This is a genomic window from Paenibacillus sp. NPDC101420, from assembly GCF_050277435.1.
In the GTDB taxonomy this organism is placed as follows: Bacteria; Bacillota; Bacilli; order Paenibacillales; family Paenibacillaceae; genus Paenibacillus_AQ.
In genome coordinates this window covers 1,035,344-1,054,796 of sequence record NZ_JBNNSE010000002.1, presented here as the reverse complement: position 1 = coordinate 1,054,796, position 19,453 = coordinate 1,035,344, and the positions used below count along the sequence as shown (strand labels likewise).

The window sequence follows — 19,453 nt, the reverse complement described above, 5'->3', positions numbered from 1 at the left end:
AACATATCTCAAGTTCGGAGGATTCTTTTTATGGATATTAGACAGCTTAAATATTTTATGGCTATCGCTGAGGAAGGGCAGATTACTTCTGCAGCCAGAAAGCTGCAAATGGCCCAGCCTCCGCTCAGTCAGCAGCTTAAGCTGCTTGAGGAAGAACTAGGCGTCAAGCTTGTGGATCGAGGTCCGCGCAGTGTGCAGCTTACCGAAGCAGGAGCCATTTTACGTGATCGGGCTCAACAAATTCTGGAGCTGGCTGATTCCACTGCCCGAGAGCTCAATGATTTTGTCAAAGGCTTAAAAGGAACGCTCGCCATTGGTACGGTGTCTTCCTCAGGAGCGACCCTGCTCCAAGATCGACTTTGTGAGTTCCACAAAACGTATCAAGGCGTTAAATTTGAAATACATGAAGGGAATACCTTCAGAATCATCGACCTTTTGAACAAGGGTATTGTCGAGATTGGTATTGTTCGGACACCCTTTAATGCTACAAATTTAGAATGTCTTTACACACAGGCTGAGCCTATGATTGCCGTAATGACTCCAGAGTATGACTGGAAAACAGATGAAAACTTTGTTGAGATCGGTGAGTTAAAAGATAAGCCGCTCATTATCTACCGCCGTTTTGAGCAGCTTATCCGGGAAACCTGTCTTGAGAATGGTTTTGATCCGCTAATTTTCTGTATGAATGATGATGCGCGAACAACACTGCTCTGGGCAAATGCTGGTCTCGGCATCGGAATTATCCCCAAATCCGCTTTCGAATTAACGAGTAATCGTAATTTGATCTATAAAGAAATCAGTAGTGAGTCGCTTCGCACGCGGGTCGCCGCCGTCTGGATCAAGGATAAATACTTATCATCACTAGCTTCCAAGTTTATTGAAAGCTTTAAGAATGGTTAAGAATCTTCGCTATTTATTCACTTGTTGTTGAACTAGTCTATCCTCCTCTTCTTTAATACAAGTAATATCAATTCGTTCAAACAACAATTGTAAATCAGTTACCTGTTGATAAGGGGGAACTGAGCAGGGCTTCCATTTCGGTAGTTCAAGCGATAAGAACCCCCGAATCTTCTCACAAGAAAAGGGTAGAAACGGATGCAGCAAATTCGCCAAATTAGCAATAATCTGCACACAAGTAAATATTGAATTATTACAAGCTTCCCGATCCTCTTTTACCTGAATCCAAGGCTTTTGCCGATCAAAATACTGATTTGCCTTACGTACATAAAAGAAAATATACTCGAGCGCATCCTTCAAATCTCCCGCTTCAATTAGGCGTCCTGACTCCAGATACAAGAGGTCAATGTTATCGCTCCACCCCTTATCTAACTTTCCACTTGGCACGATCCCTTCATAAAACTTATCTACAAAAGCCAATGAGCGATTCACAAAGTTACCAAATGCTCCAAGCAGCTCACCATTATGACTATAAATAAACTCTCTCCAAGAAAAATCCGTATCCCGCTTCTCAGGCCCGTTGGCAATTAAGAAATAACGAATAGAGTCAGGATGATACCGCTCTAGAATATCAGGTACCCAGACTGCCCAATTACGGCTAGTGGAGAACTTCTGCCCTTCAAGGGTTAAATATTCGCTGGATATAATCCGATCCGGTAAATGTAGTTCTCTTGCTCCTAATAAGACGGCTGGCCATATCAGGGTGTGAAAAGGAATATTATCTTTACCATGGACATAATAAGCGGTGATGTCCTCTTGTTCCTCTGACCAAAAATCCTCCCAGCTCCGCCCAGACTGTGCAGCCCACTGCTTACTGGCTGATAAATAACCACTTACCGCCTCAATCCAGACATAAATCTTCTTGTCTTCAAATCCAGCTACAGGAACATCTACGCCCCAAGATAAGTCTCTGGTTACTGCCCGATCCTGAAGCTCCTCCTTCAAATATCGTTTGGTCAGTTTTACTGCATTTTCTCTCCAGTGTACTGCTTCGTCTATATAATCCGTTAATTCAGATTGAAATTTAGATAAGCTAAGATAAAAATGTTCTGTCGGTCGTTCTGTCGGTGTATTCCCACATAATTTACAGACTCTGTCTAACAAATCGGCAGGATCTAGAATCGTAGAACAATAATCGCATTGATCTCCACGCGCCCGCTGTCCACAGACTGGACAAGTCCCTTCCACATATCTGTCTGGCAAAAATCGCTGATCCGCCTCACAGTAACATTGCGCTATGGTTTTTTTATATAAATGTCCATTCTTTAGTAACTCTATAAACAACTCCTGCACGACCTTATGATGCTGCTGTTGATCCGTTCGAGTATAAAGATCATAACTAAATCCCAGCTGTTCAAAACACTGCAGAAACTCTTCGTGGTATCGACCGGCAAAAGCTTCGGGTGTGATCCCTTCATTAGCAGCCTGAACCGCTACAGGTGTGCCATGACAATCGCTGCCTGACACATATAAAACGTTATCCCCCTTGCTGCGAAAATAGCGTGCCAGCACATCTCCAGGCAACACACTTGATAATCTTCCAAGATGTAAAGATCCATTCGCATACGGCCAAGCACCGCCTATAAACACATTACTCATTAACCTTCTCCTCCTTTTTTTAGACAACAAAAAAACTCCCATCCACAAAGGACGAGAGTTCTACTCACGTGTTACCACCTAATTTTATAAATGCCTCATGACATTTACCTCTTCAGGTACGACGTTAATAAACGTTTATACCCTAGCACTGTAACGGATGCAGGTTCCGGCGCAGCCTACAACCCAAAAGGTTTCGATGCGCAGCTCTGAGACCATATTCCCAAGGTTTTTCTTTACTCCTTTTCAGCGACCGGAGCTCTCTGTAGAAAGAATTGCCGTGGTACTCTTTCTCTTCTTTGCCTTTGAATATTCAAGTTACTGGAAATAATACTTAATTTATCGAGTAAAGTCAATACATAAGCTCAAGCACCATGAATTCGTCATAGTTTTTATAAAAAAAGACCACCCAATCGTACAATTGGATGGTCCCTGTAGTTTAAATTATTTCATGATTTTGCAAATATCATTGGTGAATTGAACAGGATCACTAACTTGCAATCCTTCGATCAGCAGAGCTTGGTTGTACAGCAGGTTCGTGTATAAACCGAGCTTCTCTTTATCGTTCTCAGCTGCCGCTTTCAAAGACTGGAAGACTTCGTGATGGATGTTGATTTCGAGTACCTTATCCGCTTGAACCTCTTGCCCATTCGGCATCGATTTCAGGATTTTTTCCATCTCGATTGTCAATTCGCCTTCAGCTGAGAGGCATACCGGATGAGTCTTTAAACGTTTGGAAGCTTTAACATTCTTCACTTTGCCGGACAAGATGTCCTTCATCGCTTCAAAAAGCTCCTTGTTTTCGTTCTCTTCCGCTTCCGTTGGCTTGTCCGCTTCGTCTGCTTCGATACCCAGATCACCACTGGATACGGATTTAAATTCTTTTTCTTTATAAGACATGATCATCTTGATCGAAAATTCATCAATATCATCAGTGAAGTAAAGAATTTCATACCCTTTATCCGATACAAGCTCGGTCTGTGGGAGCTTTTCGATTCTGTCGATCGACTCTCCGGATGCATAGTAGATATACTTCTGATCTTCTGGCATTCTTGACACATATTCGTCCAGCGTTACCAGCTTCTTCTCCTTGGAGGAGTAGAACATCAGCAAATCTTGAAGTGTATCTTTGTGCATTCCATAATCGTTGTACACACCAAACTTAAGCTGTCTGCCAAAAGCGTTATAGAACTGCTCATATTTCTCTCTTTCATCCTTCAGCAAGCTTTGCAGTTGGCTCTTCACTTTATTCTTAATGTTCTTAGCGATCAGAGTCAGCTGACGGTCATGCTGGAGCATTTCTCTGGAGATGTTTAGCGAAAGATCCTCTGAATCTACCATACCTTTTACAAAGCTAAAATAGTCAGGCAGCAGATCCGCACATTTATTCATGATCAATACACCATTGGAATAGAGCTCAAGACCTTTTTCATATTCCTTTGTGTAGTAGTCAAACGGTGTATTTTCTGGGATGAACAGGATTGCATTGTACACTACAGCACCATCGGCACTGATATGAATATGTTTAAGCGGCTTATCGAAGCCGTAACGTTTCTCTGCATAGAAGTTATCGTAATCTTCTGTAGTCAACTCGTTTTTGTTCTTCCGCCAGATTGGCACCATACTGTTCACGGTTTGTTCTTGAACAACTTCCTCGAACTCGTTCTCTGTGCCTTCTTTTGGCTTTTGCTCCTTCACGTCCATTTTAATTGGGAAACGAATGAAGTCAGAATATTTTTTAATGATGGATTTCAGGCGATACTCTTCCAAGTATTCATCGTATTGATCTTCTTCAGTATTCTCTTTAATCTTCAAAATCACTTCAGTACCTACAGAATCCTTCTCGACAGGCTCGATAGTATAGCCATCAGCGCCCTTAGACTCCCATTTAAAGGCCTCGTCGCTACCAAGCGCCTTACTGATCACAATTACGTCATCTGCTACCATAAACGCAGCATAGAAGCCAACACCGAACTGTCCGATGATATTGTGACCATCCTTGGCTTCGTTCTCTTTCTTAAATGCAAGAGATCCACTCTTCGCGATTGTTCCTAAGTTATTCTCCAGCTCTTCTTGTGTCATCCCGATACCTGTATCGGAGATCGTCAAAGTTCTGTTCGCCTTATCGGCAGTCACTTTAATATAATAATCTTCTTTATTGAAGACTAGGCTTTCATCAGCTAATGCTTTGTAATAGATCTTATCAATTGCATCACTTGCATTAGAAATCAACTCGCGCAGAAAAATTTCCCGTTGTGTATAAATGGAGTTAATCATCATTTCCAGCAATCTTTTCGATTCGGCTTTAAACTCTTTTTTGGCCATGAATAAGTAAATCTCCTTTCAAAATAACATCTTGTCCAACACTTCGTGATTAGCACTCTTATTAGATGAGTGCTAATTCTTCTTTTTATATAACATAAACTGATTTTGAATGTCAATATTTACAGCGACTTTCTTTAAAGAATGCTATCTTTTACATACAAATTTAAGATTTTATTGATCATTAATGACCCACTTGCGCGTAGGCTGATTCTATGTTTTAAATAGACTAGAGCATAAATTCCAAATAAAGGGTTATCATTATCAAACCTAGGAGGAATTCGAATGAATAATCACGCGCAGTCCATTGTAAATTCTTCAGCAACAAGTCCCATTAAGAATTTGATTGGCAGTGTATTTATCCCCGTACACGATATTGAAAAAGCCCGTAGCTGGTATTGCCAAGTCCTAGGACTCCAGGAAGCAGATCATCCGATTATGAACGGTCATTTATGCCCGTTAACTATGCAAGGAAGCACTGGGATCATTCTGGACACCATGCCCATGTGGGGAGGTTTAGAGCCTGAAGGGGCTCCTCCAATTACAACACCTGCTCTTATGCTTATAACCGATGATTTGCAAGCCTCTTTCAACTACATAAAGGAGCTCGGTGTAGAGATAGTAACCGAAATTCAAGATCAAGAATGGTTTGTGGTGAAAGACCCTGATGGGAATAAACTAATGATTTGCAAGTAACATTTGCGTTAGAAATTGCAATGGCTGAGACTTCCACTTCTTAGGATGCATCAAAAGCTGCAGATCAAAATGAATTTCTTGATGTGCGAAGGGCAGCTCAGCCAAGTTCCCCCGCTCAATTTCTTCCTCTGCAACAATTTTAGGTAATAATGCAATCCCTAACCCATTCATAACACATCGTTTGATCGCTTCTAGATTCGAAAGCTCAAAACCAATGCGGAATATAATCCCGTGCTCTTTTAACAAATTCTCGAACAGACTCCGATAAATACAGCTCTCTTCAGAAACAATTAATTCGCAGTTATTTAGATCCTGTAACGTTACTGTATCCATCTGGGCAAGGGGATGGTTAATGGGAGCTATCAACACGAGCGGTTCATCTCTAATGATCGTACGATCAAGCAAAGAATCCGTAGTGGTACGATCGAGCATCAAACCGATGTCTACTTCCCCATCTTTTATTTTGGCCAAGAGGTTAGCTTCCTGCATCGTTTGTAGATGGATATCAAGTTTCGGAAATTTCGTCCTCAACTGCTGTAAGTAGGGTGGCAAGTAGAAAGCAGCTAATGAATCAATCGTACCAATCGTTAGCGTACCTCCAATTTGCTGGGCGATGGTTTCTTTAGAACGATCATACAGATCCAAAATCTCCACGAATAGCTTCAACAACTCTTCTCCAGGCGGGGTAAGACGCAGCTGTCGACCATGCCTTTCTATCAATGGCACTCCGTATTCCTTCTCTATTTTCTGTATTTGCATCGTAACACTCGACTGCGCGTAACCCAGCTCTTCAGCAGCCCGTGTAAAGCTCTGACGCTTAGCTACCTCGCGGAATGTTCGTAAATAGGTTAAATCCATAACCTCACCCTAACATCAATATTTTTGATGATACACATCATTTATTATAGCTAACGACGATGCAACATTCCATGGTAAAGTGTATGTAGAGGAATTAAAATATTTTGGAGGCCGATAATTTATGCTTACAGAACAACAGATTTATGGAATTTATGTCCCCGTGGTCACCCCGTTCAATGCTGCTGGTGAAGTCGATCTGGATTCGTATCAGCGTTATGTAAAGAACATTATTAACAACAGCATACAAGGTCTGGTCGTTAATGGAACCACCGGTGAATCGCCAACTGTAACCGTAAATGAAATGCAGCTTCTAGTAAACACTTCTCGTGAGCTTTTACAATCTACATCTATCCCCTTAGTAGTCGGTACAGGAACCAATGACACAGCTTCTACGGTAGCACGCACAGAGATCGCAGCTAACCTTGGTGCAGATTGCGCACTAGTTGTCGTCCCTTATTATAGTCGTCCATCGCAAGAAGGCATCATTGCCCATTTCCGCAAAGCAGCAGAAGTAGGTATTCCGATCATGGCTTATGACATTCCAAGTCGTACTGGTACTGCAATGACTCTAGATACTGCACGTACAATCCTAGAAATGAATAATGTTGTCGGATTAAAAGACTGCTCAGGTAGCACCAAAATGGTTACTGAGCTAGTTCGTACAGGTAGCAAACCTGTGCTTGGCGGCGACGATTCACTCTTTTATGAAATGCTTAGCTCCGGGGCAGCTGGCGGTATGCTTGCTACTGCGAACGTTTATCCAGCAGAATGTATCCGTATATACGAAGCCTTCAAATCGGGTCAATTCGACTTGGCAAAAGAAAACTTTGAACAACTACTGCCGATCATCCGTCTCTTGTTCAAGGAATCGAACCCCGCTCCAATCAAATGGATGCTTAGCCAGAATGGCCTAATCAATTCGGATACGCTTCGCCTCCCAATGACTTCCATCAGCACAGCGCTTCAGCAAGAGCTTAGTTCTTATGTTCAGGACAATGCAATTGAAGCGACTGCATAAGAGAAAAGATAACAGCCGTTATACAGTGAGGAACTGTTTAGCGGCTATTTTTTTGTCAATTTAAATTCTCTGTAACTAATGTTCTGATATTATCTATTCTTACCCCTCTTCATCATAAGTTCACTAATACGCCCTTCAGAAACATCTCCTGCCATATTTCCAAATGCGATGGCTAGATAATCAGGATAGTTTTTCCTGCCGAACATCTCACTTAAATCTTCTTGTTCGGTGAAAATAAAGTATTAGACTGGAGTTGTTGATTTAACGGGGGTTTTGAATTGGAGATTACTCAGTTTTTAAAAAATTAGTTTTAGACTGATTCATTAAAAGAAGCAGCGGCAGAACAAGACTTGATAAATAAAGTCTTAGACTGACGCTGTTATTGAACTAACGTTCCCCGTTAGTTTAACGAAATGACAAGCGGGTCCGACGGACTTCGCCATGCAGAATTGTATGCCTGATTGCTCTTCCTAGAAATGCTTCGGACAGCATCAAGGAGTAAATGCGACTCAGCAGGAAAACGGTGTTACAGAATGTCAACACCTTCTTAGGGTTACTACTATATAAATCACAATAATAAAGTATCGATGATTTGATGAAATTTCATTCTATTCTCGTCTAATTCAGATATTCCATATCCTTTCATAAACTCATCTATTTCTTCTTTCCTATCTGTATAATAAGTAAGACTTTTTACAAGATAATAAATATCATAGTATGGATCTGATATCCCTGATCCTCCTAAATCAATAAATGCTTCAATATGTCCATTATTTATCATAACGTTTCCAGATCCATAGTCACCATGGGTAAAAACTAATTCCTCTGTCGACGCTTTATTTATCTCTAAAAAATCAATCAGTTGCTCAATAGTATGATTGGGAAATGAGTTATTAATAGCCTCTATGACTTCATGTTTTCTCTCATTAATATTTTTTTTGACCATATCAATCAGTTTTTCTGGCAAAAAATCATTGAAAAAGCAATTATCAATGGGAACATTGTGTATTGTTTTTAAACCTTTTCCTAAAATATAGCCTAGACTTTTATCTCCCTCTTCCTGCTGGTATTCTTCCGCAGTACAACCTTCTATATAGGTCATAACTAAATATTCCTTTCCATTCTCCAACTGATAACTTATTACTTTAGGAGAAGGAATCACATCATTTACCCATTTCAGCCTTTCTGCTTCGTCCATTAAACTTCCAGAATCTTTAACGTTTTTTTCTTTCAGTACATATTTTACAGAATTATAGAACTCTAAAATGTACAAAGATTGATAATGTCTTCCTTTTTCAATGATTGTAGTTTTAAGTAATTCTGACTGATTTACTAATTTACTTGGCATTGAGAATCGGTTATTCATCATTTTGTACTCCTCATTTGTGTATCTTGGCGTTATTTCCAATAACGTCTTATTCACGGACTCTATGAATAATTTCATATGTAGGGTATTCGCGAAACTTTTAAGCTAAACTGCCAGTTAGTTGAACAAAGGGCTACCTCTCGGCAGCCCTCATTATTGAACTTTAGTTCCTCGTTAGCTTAACGACACGATAACATGAAAATCCCAATATATGGTACAATGTTGTTGGAAGTTTGAAAGTCATCAATCTAGCATTAAAAGGGGGCTGCTGAGAGTTGAGTAAAGAATTCAATTCCAAAACTCTCATAAATTTTACTTGCTACATTTACAGTAAGTAACAAGCCAATAGCCAAAAAAAACAATTGATTCAAGCAATATAACAACATCTTTTTTTAAGCCTTGAATTACGTCCAATATTGCTCTTCAATCTTCAGATCCTTATGTCTCTTATCTACGTACTCATTCTCACTAATTATTTCTATTTCATTAGAATCAAAAAAACTAAGCAATCTCAATCCTTCATTTAACAATTCATCTTTATATTGTCGGGAAAACTCTGACCTTTTAACTGGGTCTGCAAGTTGATCATCGTAATCAAATACAATATATTTAAGGGCTATCATCCTAAAAAAGGAATATCCATTACAATACTCCCTGTAAATGTGTGAACAAGAACTAATGAATTCCTCCTCAATATAAACAAATCGATTTAATAGATCTCTGATCTTAAACTCTTCAACTGACCTATAATTAAGAATTTTTGTAAGTTGCCCTTCTAATTCATCCATCACATATTTAGAATTATAATTTAGATTAATCAATCTAAAATAGACATCTTTACCTAATGATTCTTCAAGTATCTCTTCTTTGTCATAAAGCCACTGTTCAAATTCCTTTGTTGAAAGTTTATTCCTCAAGACTGAGTGAAACCATTCTATAATTTCTTCATTGATCGGATCCATGATTTCAATCCTTTCCTTGCACCGCGGTTTCATATAACGCCTTATTTACGAACTTCGTGAATTTTCTTATGTATGAAGTATTCTTCGAAATGCTTACGCTCTGCTGCCCGTTAGTTGAATAAATAAAAAACGGCTGCCGAAGCGACCGCTATTCCACTAACGTACCCGTTAGTGTACTTTCATTCTATCCTAAAACAGAAATGCAAACTAGTGTTCTTGTTTCTGTGTTTATATAATCAGGGGTTTCAGACAACGTCTTATTCGCGAACTTCGTGAATAAATCCGTATGTTGAGTATTCGCGAAATTACTGAGCTATCCTGCCCGTTAGCGCAGCAAGGCTGCCAATCGTGCTGGCAGCCTTGTCATGGTTGAACTATCGTTTCCCGTTAGCATTCCTGTAGAGCGTTATCTATCGTCACTTATCAAGCTGACAAATTTCACGAATAAATGAGCCTTCGTGAGAAAACTTAATAGCTCTTTGGCAATCGGTACATATTCTTGACATTGTACATTGACAAGAATATGTACCGATAAAACAATAAAACCACGATTTACGCGGTAATTAATCGGCTTATATTCTTGTCATTCGACAGAAAAATAAGGCCACGATGTAAACCGTGACCTGCCTAAAACTAATTGGTTGTTGGTCTTGTAGATATTAGACCCACTAATATATAGGATAAAGTTTGATTTATGGTCATGCATCCGCATTGTATGAATAATGAGTAATTAAATTATTCTTTGTCAAAATAATCATCTGGCAAATTTAATTTTTTCAAACAACCTGTAAATTTTTCTCTGAAATTAATATTGCTTTTATATTCCGGCCATGCAACCTTATAATGACGCAATAACTTCTCATGAGGGATAACGCCCCAAAATAAAATAGTGTTTTTCACAACCTCCTTATCGCCACCCACTAACATCTGTTCAATGATTTCCCAACTTTCCGATTTGTCATTGCAATTGCGTGTGGCATAGATTGCGGCAGATTGAATATTCGAGTCGGTGTGGCACAAAAAGGACGCAAAGTTCTGAAGTGTAATCGCGCCGGAAGATTCCAAAACATACCCCACATGACGTAACGTTTCCGAATCGTGAACCCTGTCAAGACTTTGCAATATCACTTTTATAAATTCCGCTAAATCAAAAGATTTACCGTACCAATTCAGAATCATTAAAGCTTTTAAAAAATCTTCATTTCTTTCAGAATACAACAGCTCCAGTAGATAGACTCTTCCCGCATCAAAAGAGGTTTTGCAGATTAGCTGAATGGCTGTGGTGCGATCATTTTGTCTTTGCTCAGCAACGCTCCTTAAAAAATCAATGGTTGGCTGCGAGATTTTCTTAAACTTGAACATTCCATCAAGCGCTTTTGATTTGATTTCTTCGTTTGGGGCGTTTTGATAAACCTGTATCAACGCATTTTCATCGCCCGGCATTCTACTGCCAAACCACGCGATATCATAATCCAGAATAATTTCGTCCAGCCAGCGCTCATACCAGTCCAGAAAGTTGTCTTCATAGACAAAGAAAAAGGGATGATCAGGATAAAAAACTGCAGTGTAAATGATTTTCCCCCTGTGTTTCCCTTCAAGTACGAGATACATATCGTATTCACAGCCTTGTGTACCAATGCACAACATGCCGCCCATCACCCTATCACGGGCGGCGTCGTATTCCGGGTCGGAGATGTCTTCATCACTGATCAGTGGCTCGATCAGATGGTTCCATTTTTCTTTTGTCATTCTCGGGTGTAGAACGCATTTTGTAGTGAATGCATTTCTTTCAGTATAGGAAGTTGCTTTTTCAATCGAATAAATCCCGTAATAAGGCCCGGCACCTCCATTTCCGACTTTCGTTAAAAACTGGGCATAAGGCTCCGGAAGTGTGACTTGATTCTTTGCTTGCCAGTCCGCAAGCTCTTTTGCTGTAAGCACTTCATAAACCTTGTATTTATGTGAAGATGCTCCAAACACCAAAAAAGCCGTATCTTTGCGCATGGCCTTTTCGAGTTTGTTTTTTATTCGATCAAGTTGTGTTTCTTTCTTCCAAAACAACATATTCAATCCCCCCTGTTGATTATAGCCGGGCTTCCTTCGTTTGCTTATCCAGCAATTTCAGCAGATGCGGAAATCGGTATTCTCCGTACATACTCTGTATGTGCTCGGCAGCGACTGCTAGCTCCATGCCGACAGAGGTTATATACAAAGGCTTGGAGCTGTTGCCTCGGTAAAGCTTTTTGACAAAGGCTTCGTTGTCGTGAAAGGCATTTTTTGCAACACCGATCACTGGAATTTCCCCTGAAAAATTTGTGTAAACATAATGTCCGAGCCCGGGCTTTTTCTCATTGTTTAAGTACACATAGCCATCCACAACAATGGTATGTATTTGATTTATGTCAGTAAGTTTCAACAGTTCCTGTATGCAAGGGAGCTCTCGTTTATAGAAAAAACCCGTTTCGTATTTGTGAGGGTTTTCCGTATAAGACATGATGACTTCGAGTGGTTTAGAATCTTCCCAACATTGAAAAATAACCCCCACTGATTTCGCTTTATTTTCCTCATAATACACATCGACAGCGATGATCATTGATAGCGATTCCTTCCTTTAAGCTCATTTTAAGCTATAGATTATAGCCAATATATCACATTTTGCCGTGCAGGATGATCTATAGATTATCCCAATACCACCACTCCACCAATCTAACCTATCAAGGGGCGGGTAGTATTTATTCTGCCGCAGGCGCAGCACAGAAAAAATCTCCACCCTAAAACCCTTGACAGGCTGGATTTTTGACGTGCCATTTCGCCGCCGACAACGGGGAACAGGATTTTATCCTACCCCCTGCCTCCTCCAAAGAATAGGATAGGGTGTAAATGATTGAATCTAAATGTACAGTTTCGCTTGGATAAGATTGTACAAAACGCTTGAATAATAACAGAGAATTAAGAATCTTTGGCTCTAACTAACGCCTTCCGCTTTCGCTTCAGTTGTTGGCTATATAGAGTTGTAATGGTTTTGTTTCACAAACCATTCACTTCTATACATGTAATATTCACAGAAAACTATGTACAAGAAGCTCACTTGTACGCATATAATCCTAGAAAAGCGCTTAGCAGCTGTTTTTAAGGATTATACCAATCATTTTAGAACATTCTTACACAAGCAAATATGTACATCCTTATATCAGCATTTACAAACTATCCTCCGTTAACTTAACGAAGAAAGGAGCAGCTGCCGCGGTGGCAAACTGCTCCCAGGATCTCTGGACTAACGTGTCCCGTTAGTTCAAGAAGAATCGTAAACATTGCACTATTCCTTTACTTCGGTTAATTTCAATAAAACGCCCTTTTAACTAACCTGCCCATTAGCTTAAAGCCATTACCGCAAAGGTACCATCGACAGCAATATTACTACTCCTGTTTAATTTTTGATAATATATCATAAAAAAGACTATCGAATGGACTTGTCGATAGTCTTTTTTGGGCTATTAATTGAATGGATGCATTGTTGCAGCTATTCCTTTAGGGCATCCACATATTGCTTCGCTTCTAATAGTGACAAACCAAGCACTTCTCTCGCTTTTTTAACAGCTGCTACTTCCTTGCCGTTACGTACGAGCTGGAGAACCTCATTTTGAACAAGATGTGGGGGCAGACCTTCAGACTTGGCAATTTGGTCAACGTTTACCTGCATTGTTTTGATACGAGCTTCCATGGCACTTACTTTGTTATACACAGTTAAACATACAACTAAGGACACAAGTGATATCGTAATTGATAGGTATTCCATTTGCGACACTCCCTTCTATCTCTTCTTTTATTCTAAATGAAGATGTCTGGTTCAACAAATTTATGTCGTGTCCTATTGAACTAACCTGTCCGTTAGCTTAATAACGCAGTGTCAGTCTAATACTTTATTTGCCGAGTCTAACACTTTATTTTTCAGTCTAGAACTCTATTTTCATTTGACACTTCTCTCTCACATTTAATTTTCTCGCAGTCTTCAATAATGAACTGAATCTCTTACGCTGTAAGCTTAGCTTTTTTCGAAGAAAAATCCTTTTTTAAATTGTTGTAGACTTTCTTATTATTTTTGAGCAATTTGAACTCATATCCCATACTACTAACATAAAAATGTTTTGGCTCATGACTATCAATTCCATAACCCGAAACTTTAAGTATAGTTAGATATTCTAAAGTTTTTTTTCTATGTATGCAGCAGTGGTCCTATGATGTCCGTCAATTAATGTACTCATAAAACCTTCATAATAATATGCGAGCCAAGTCATGATCTCCCCATTTTTAATTTGCTCCCTATATCCATAACTCTTTCAATGTTTAAACAATCGATTCGTTGAGAAGGTAAAAGGAATTTGGGAACCCCCTTGCTTGAATGGTACTTGTAAAAAACATCAGCTGACGCATTATACGTTCTCCTCTTAGTAAATAAGTTCCAAAAAAACTCTCCTTCTCCGTTAGTTGGTATCATTTCTATATAAGACATCAGGTAATAACCATTTTCTAGAATACTCAGTAGAGGTTTAACCTTTTCAAATGCAGTACTAAGGTCATTCCCTACCTCTTGTGAATCTTTAACTCTATCAATCGCTCACCAGAGTTATCCACCCCAAATTTAGTTATTAACTTTCCACTCCCATTATTTACTCGAAGTAACAAAGCATCCTTGTCCCATGAGTTAAAAATACTCGGAATGATTTCTTCGCATACGATCGAATTAGGTGCCTTAAATTTCTTCTTCATAACTTCCACCCCACCCTAATATTACAAAAACCATACCATATCTTGAATTCACCTTATCATCAACTAACAAAAAAGCCATCAGATTTCTCTGATGGTTTTGAGGTCTTACTATAAAAAACGTACAGCGTTCAAAGTAACTTATCTGCTGCTCGTTTGTCTTCCTTTAGTGAACCACTCGGACTTTGGCTTTAATGGAGGGTTAGACTTAGGTTTTGCTTTGGCAGGTTTAGATGCCGCTGGTTTTACCCCCGCTGGTTTAGCTGTTGATGGTCTGGAAGTCGATGGTTTAGAAGATGCAGATCTCGAACCTGACGGTTTCGAAGATCTTTCTGTCTTCATTTGCGTTTTACGAGACATCGGATACGGATGATCCTTCACTTCTGGAATCGATTTTCCGATCAATTTCTCGATATCCTTAAGGAACGGAAGCTCTTCAGATTCGCAAAAAGATATTGCCGTTCCGCTTAACCCAGCTCTACCCGTACGACCGATCCGGTGCACATAGGTTTCTGGAATATTCGGCAAGTTGAAGTTGATTACATGTGATAACTCATCAATATCAATTCCTCGCGCGGCGATATCCGTAGCTACAAGAACGCGGGTTGCACCACTTTTAAAATTCCGCAATGCATTCTGACGATCATTCTGCGATTTATTGCCGTGAATGGCTTGTGCAGAAATGTTCACTTTCGCTAGATCGCGTGTAACACGGTCCGCACCACGTTTTGTACGAGTAAACACCAGCGCAGAAATGATTGATTTATCCTGTAACAAAAGATTCAATTGATTCTGCTTATTTCCATTCTCTAATAAATAGATCGATTGATCGATTCTATCCGCAGTAGATGACACGGGTGTGATTTCTACTTTTACTGGATTCACAAGCAAGGTTTTGATCAATTTGGAGATCTCAGTAGGCATCGTTGCCGAGAAGAACAGTGTTTGTTTCTTCGTTGGCATTTTAGCGATAATTCGTTTTACATCATGAATAAAGCCCATATCTAGCATGCGGTCAGCCTCATCCAAGACAAGAATTTGGACATACTGTAAATCCACACGTTTTTGATTGATCAGGTCGATAAGTCTTCCTGGTGTAGCAATTAAAATATCAGCACCTTGATTCAAGGCACGCTCTTGTACTTTCTGTGATACACCGCCAACAATGGCAGCAGAGCGGATATCTGTGAATTGGCTATACGCTTTTATGTTATCAGCAATTTGAATCGCTAGTTCTCTTGTCGGTGTTAAGATCAGCGAGCGAATGCGTCGTACATTGCTTGATTTGTTGGGACTTGTTTGTTCGCTTAATAATTGAATAATAGGTACAGAAAATGCAGCTGTCTTTCCTGTTCCCGTTTGAGCACATCCAAGTAAATCTCTACCTGCTAATACAGCTGGGATCGATTGCTCCTGTATAGGTGTAGGTGATGTATAGTTTTCTTTGGTTAAAGCCTTTAAAATCGCAGGCATAATATTCAGTTCGTTAAATGTCATTGGGTCTCCTTAATTTCTAATACATATATTCTTAACATTAAATCCATTTGTCACGTCATAAACAATAATCATAACACAATTAGTCACATAATAATAGATATTCTTTATCATCACACCAATTTTCATTAAAAATCCATTTCAGGATACCAGTACAATTAATAGCTAATAAGAGCTATGCAGTCCGATACCTTAGCAACACACATCAAAATACCGAAATAGCTGCTATACAGTCCGAAAAATGTTTAAGTATGCGTATCAGCCAAATAACGTTTCCCAACACACAACAAAAAAGCGAAGGATTTCTCCCCCGCTTCTTATCATTCGTATGAAGATTAGTCTACGATTTCAGCAGTGTCGCCATTGTTGGCACCAGCAGCATTAGCTTCGTCAGTATCAATATGCATATCAAGTTTGAAGCTGTCGGATACACGAGCAATTACGTTCTCCAATACGAGACCGCGGTCGCCACCGAGACGGACTTTAAGCAATTGCTTATCTGCAATGCCCCAAGCTTCAGCTTCAGAAGTGTGGAAGTGAATGTGACGAGCAGCGATGATAACGCCTTGTTCTAATTCAACTTCACCAGCAGGTCCTTTGAGCGTAATGCCAGGTGTTCCTTCAATATTTCCAGATTCGCGAACTGGAGCTTTCACGCCAAGTGCGAAGGAGTCAGTACGGGAAATTTCTAATTGGGAAGCCGGACGAGCAGGTCCCAAAATTCTTACCTTGTCAAATTTACCTTTGCTACCGATAACTGCTACTTGTTCATTTGCTGCAAATTGTCCTGGTTGGGAAAGTGGTTTGAACTCAGTTAATTGATATCCTGGGCCAAACAGAGCCTCCACGTGCTCTTGCGTAAGGTGAATATGTCTAGCCGACACACCTACGGGTACAGTCTTACTCATTGTAAAGTCACTCCTTGTATTTTCTCTAGTATCTGTATAAGCCATTAACCATTATACATCTTCTTACCCAAAAATAAAAAGGGCTGCATCATAACGAAGCCCCTTTTTTCGACAATTTATGTTTTTTGCACAAGATTGTCATGGTTTAGACACCTGAGAGGGCAAATTTACGCTTAAAAAAGAGGTCGCATTCTCATACATCCAGCCTTTCACAGTATCCTCTGGATAATAACGGAGCAGCTGCTCTATAAGATCAGGGTATTTTCCCGGATGCTCCAACTTCTCTACCCAAGTATCGATGCCGTCAAAATCCGAGCCAAACATCATATGCTTCTCACCGCCGAGACTACATACATGTTCAATGTGCTTTAACAAATCATCCATACGAGCCTTCCCATCATCACTTACAAACCAAGGATAAAAGGTCAGACCCATTCTTCCATCCATTGCAATCAAAGCTTTAATCTGTTCATCATTTAAATTTCTAACATGCCCACATATAGCCGCAGCATTCGAATGGGAAGCAATAAACGGACGATTGCTTAAATCAGCCAACTCCCAGAACCCCGCTTGTGACAAATGCGACACATCAAGCAGCATTCCACTTTCGTTGCACCATTCTATCAGCTTTCTCCCTTTTTCCGTAAATCCACCATTACGCTTCTCTAGCACACCATCTGCTGCCCAGTTCGCATAATTCCAAGTCACACCAAGAAACCGTACTCCAAGTTCGAAGCAGAGCTGAGCATAAAACAAGTTCCCTTCTAAGCCGTCTACGCCCTCCAGAGAGAGCATTGCTTGTGGAGGTGCGCCTACTAATCGATTCCCTACTTGCTCCTTCCACTGTAACCACTGAAGCCCATCTGTGTTCACTATCTTTTGCCTAAAGAGATCAATTTGCCCTAGAACATGTTCAAAGCTTGGTTTTCCTCTGTTAGTTGAAAGATATATTGCAAAACATTGCAACGCCACTCCGCCAGAAGCCAGCCGCTCTGCAGTAACATCTAATCGAGGATCATTGTCAAAATTTATATCCGGGGAGGCTTGCATTTTGCTTAGTACATCACAATGGAAATCCGCTACTTTAAACTTATCAGCCCTCATTTTACAACCCCACTTTCTCACTGTCCCAGCCGTTCATTTCATTTCCAAATGCCTATTTCAGATACTATGCAAAAAAACGCCAGACTATAAATCAAAAGCAAAAAACCTGTTTACAAAAGTAAACAGGTTCAATCATTCTATAGGTCTATTATCTGGGTTCAACAATCAGTTTAATCGCGGTTCGATCTTCCCCATCAATCACTATATCAGTGAACGCAGGAATGCAGATCAAATCTACTCCGCTTGGTGCAACAAATCCCCGGGCAATGGCAACTGCTTTGACTGCTTGATTCAGTGCTCCAGCTCCAATAGCTTGTAATTCGGCCGATCCACGTTCACGAAGAACACCCGCTAATGCGCCGGCGACGGAATTTGGATTGGATTTAGCTGATACTTTTAATACATCCATAGTAAGTACCTCCCCTGGGAAAATAATGGTGTTCTTCCACTACTTTAGATGTTATTCGCGAGAGAAGAAATAATTCCTTCTTTTTACGGACCACGTCTTCCAAAAACGGTATTAAAGATACTCTTTTATGATATAAAAAATATCACACTTTACCCTAACTCAGCGAAATTACCCGGATTAAACCATACTCTGTTCTACGTTTAGCTCATAACCCATTCATCTTCACGTAACCGTATCTTCTCCAGACGAGTCGCCGCACCAGTATTTTCATCTAATTCTGCAAATAAACCGTGAAGCTGCCACTTGCCTTCATCGACAACAAATCGTGCTGGAAGCTGAGTTGTGAACTTATAAAGTACTGCATCTCTTTCCATACCCAGAATTCCTTCGCTTGAACCAACCATTCCCGCATCGGTCAAATAAGCAGTTCCTCCTGGTAAAATCACATCATCATTTGTCTGAACATGAGTATGTGTCCCAACAACAATCGATGCGCGACCATCCATAAAATATCCCATGGCGATTTTCTCAGAGGTTACCTCTGCATGGAAATCGACTAAAATACATTTGTGATCTCTGCGAAGCTCTTCCACAATTTCTTCCCCGACACGGAAAGGACAATCGATAGCAGGTAAGAATGTCCGGCCTTGCAAATTTACTATGGCCAGTTCTTTACCGTTCCCTTTAACGACTGTATAACCTCTTCCCGGTGTTCCTGGCGGAAAATTAGCGGGACGAATAATCCGAGCCTCATCATCGATGAACTCAAAAATATCTTTGTTGTCCCATGTGTGGTTTCCCATAGTTATACCGTGAACGCCCCAGTTAAAAAACTCATTAGCGATCGCCTTGGTGATCCCTCTACCGGCAGCAGAATTTTCACCATTAACAATAATGATATGTGGCTGATATTTACTTTTTAGTGAGGGCAACATCTCACGAAGAGCCTTTCTGCCAACATTTCCAACGATATCTCCAATAAATAGTACTTTAATGATT

The 19,453-nt window shown here is 40.1% G+C and carries 17 protein-coding genes and 1 other annotated feature; of the genes, 3 read left to right on the top strand and 14 right to left on the bottom strand.

The genetic code is table 11. From position 1 onward, the window contains the following. Nucleotides 1–30 precede the first annotated feature (30 nt). On the top strand, nucleotides 31–900 hold the full coding sequence (locus ACQKMP_RS13630; protein WP_076286242.1) for a LysR family transcriptional regulator: 870 nt from the start codon (nucleotides 31–33) through the stop codon (nucleotides 898–900). Nucleotides 901–909: 9 nt separating this feature from the next. On the opposite strand, the gene metG is transcribed toward ACQKMP_RS13630, so the two are convergent. Next, nucleotides 910–2,556 (bottom strand): methionine--tRNA ligase, encoded by a 1,647-nt coding sequence (gene metG / locus ACQKMP_RS13625; RefSeq protein ID WP_427469549.1) that lies wholly within the window; start codon nucleotides 2,554–2,556, stop codon nucleotides 910–912. 44 nt (nucleotides 2,557–2,600) lie between these two features. Further along, nucleotides 2,601–2,862, bottom strand: a binding site (T-box leader). A 135-nt stretch (nucleotides 2,863–2,997) separates the two neighbouring features. Continuing rightward, nucleotides 2,998–4,878 carry a molecular chaperone HtpG gene (gene htpG, locus ACQKMP_RS13620; RefSeq protein WP_427469548.1) on the bottom strand — a complete coding sequence of 627 codons (1,881 nt, stop codon included), beginning with the start codon at nucleotides 4,876–4,878 and terminating at the stop codon, nucleotides 2,998–3,000. A gap of 282 nt (nucleotides 4,879–5,160) precedes the next feature. On the opposite strand from htpG, the gene ACQKMP_RS13615 reads away from it, so the two are divergent. Further along, nucleotides 5,161–5,571, top strand: coding sequence for a VOC family protein (locus tag ACQKMP_RS13615; protein ID WP_427469547.1), 411 nt, complete (start codon nucleotides 5,161–5,163; stop codon nucleotides 5,569–5,571). Here ACQKMP_RS13615 and ACQKMP_RS13610 read toward each other — a convergent pair. Then, nucleotides 5,554–6,429 carry a LysR family transcriptional regulator gene (locus ACQKMP_RS13610; protein ID WP_042189369.1) on the bottom strand — a complete coding sequence of 292 codons (876 nt, stop codon included), beginning with the start codon at nucleotides 6,427–6,429 and terminating at the stop codon, nucleotides 5,554–5,556. The two genes, ACQKMP_RS13615 and ACQKMP_RS13610, sit on opposite strands and share 18 nt — an antisense overlap. 121 nt (nucleotides 6,430–6,550) lie before the next feature. On the opposite strand from ACQKMP_RS13610, the gene dapA reads away from it, so the two are divergent. Then, nucleotides 6,551–7,447: a 4-hydroxy-tetrahydrodipicolinate synthase gene (dapA, locus tag ACQKMP_RS13605; RefSeq protein ID WP_076286276.1), complete on the top strand. Its 897-nt coding sequence runs from the start codon at nucleotides 6,551–6,553 to the stop codon at nucleotides 7,445–7,447. A gap of 568 nt (nucleotides 7,448–8,015) precedes the next feature. Here dapA and ACQKMP_RS13600 read toward each other — a convergent pair. The 11 genes from ACQKMP_RS13600 to ACQKMP_RS13550 form a co-directional block, all read right to left on the bottom strand. Continuing rightward, the gene (locus tag ACQKMP_RS13600; RefSeq protein ID WP_339242062.1) at nucleotides 8,016–8,816 is read right to left on the bottom strand and encodes a phosphotransferase; all 801 of its coding nucleotides are present in this window, start codon (nucleotides 8,814–8,816) and stop codon (nucleotides 8,016–8,018) included. Between the two features lie 401 nt (nucleotides 8,817–9,217). Then, a complete protein-coding gene (locus tag ACQKMP_RS13595; RefSeq protein ID WP_339242064.1) occupies nucleotides 9,218–9,775 on the bottom strand; it encodes a hypothetical protein in 558 nt (185 codons plus the stop codon). Nucleotides 9,776–10,510: 735 nt separating this feature from the next. Further along, on the bottom strand, nucleotides 10,511–11,839 hold the full coding sequence (locus ACQKMP_RS13590) for an SMI1/KNR4 family protein (protein WP_427469546.1): 1,329 nt from the start codon (nucleotides 11,837–11,839) through the stop codon (nucleotides 10,511–10,513). A gap of 19 nt (nucleotides 11,840–11,858) precedes the next feature. Continuing rightward, nucleotides 11,859–12,368: an endonuclease V gene (locus tag ACQKMP_RS13585; RefSeq protein WP_042189378.1), complete on the bottom strand. Its 510-nt coding sequence runs from the start codon at nucleotides 12,366–12,368 to the stop codon at nucleotides 11,859–11,861. A gap of 927 nt (nucleotides 12,369–13,295) precedes the next feature. Further along, nucleotides 13,296–13,571 carry a hypothetical protein gene (locus ACQKMP_RS13580; protein ID WP_042189381.1) on the bottom strand — a complete coding sequence of 92 codons (276 nt, stop codon included), beginning with the start codon at nucleotides 13,569–13,571 and terminating at the stop codon, nucleotides 13,296–13,298. A 785-nt stretch (nucleotides 13,572–14,356) separates the two neighbouring features. Continuing rightward, nucleotides 14,357–14,542, bottom strand: a complete 186-nt coding sequence (locus ACQKMP_RS13575) for a hypothetical protein (RefSeq protein ID WP_427469545.1) — start codon at nucleotides 14,540–14,542, stop codon at nucleotides 14,357–14,359. Between the two features lie 138 nt (nucleotides 14,543–14,680). After that, nucleotides 14,681–16,036, bottom strand: a complete 1,356-nt coding sequence (locus ACQKMP_RS13570; RefSeq protein WP_427469544.1) for a DEAD/DEAH box helicase — start codon at nucleotides 16,034–16,036, stop codon at nucleotides 14,681–14,683. 332 nt (nucleotides 16,037–16,368) lie between these two features. Then, nucleotides 16,369–16,941: a phosphate propanoyltransferase gene (pduL, locus tag ACQKMP_RS13565; protein ID WP_042128797.1), complete on the bottom strand. Its 573-nt coding sequence runs from the start codon at nucleotides 16,939–16,941 to the stop codon at nucleotides 16,369–16,371. Nucleotides 16,942–17,079: 138 nt separating this feature from the next. Continuing rightward, a complete protein-coding gene (locus tag ACQKMP_RS13560; protein WP_042189387.1) occupies nucleotides 17,080–18,045 on the bottom strand; it encodes a dipeptidase in 966 nt (321 codons plus the stop codon). Between the two features lie 148 nt (nucleotides 18,046–18,193). Beyond that, nucleotides 18,194–18,454: a stage V sporulation protein S gene (locus tag ACQKMP_RS13555; protein WP_019910496.1), complete on the bottom strand. Its 261-nt coding sequence runs from the start codon at nucleotides 18,452–18,454 to the stop codon at nucleotides 18,194–18,196. A 200-nt stretch (nucleotides 18,455–18,654) separates the two neighbouring features. Continuing rightward, on the bottom strand, nucleotides 18,655–19,449 hold the full coding sequence (locus ACQKMP_RS13550) for a TIGR00282 family metallophosphoesterase (protein WP_042189389.1): 795 nt from the start codon (nucleotides 19,447–19,449) through the stop codon (nucleotides 18,655–18,657). Between the last annotated feature and the right edge of the window lie 4 nt (nucleotides 19,450–19,453).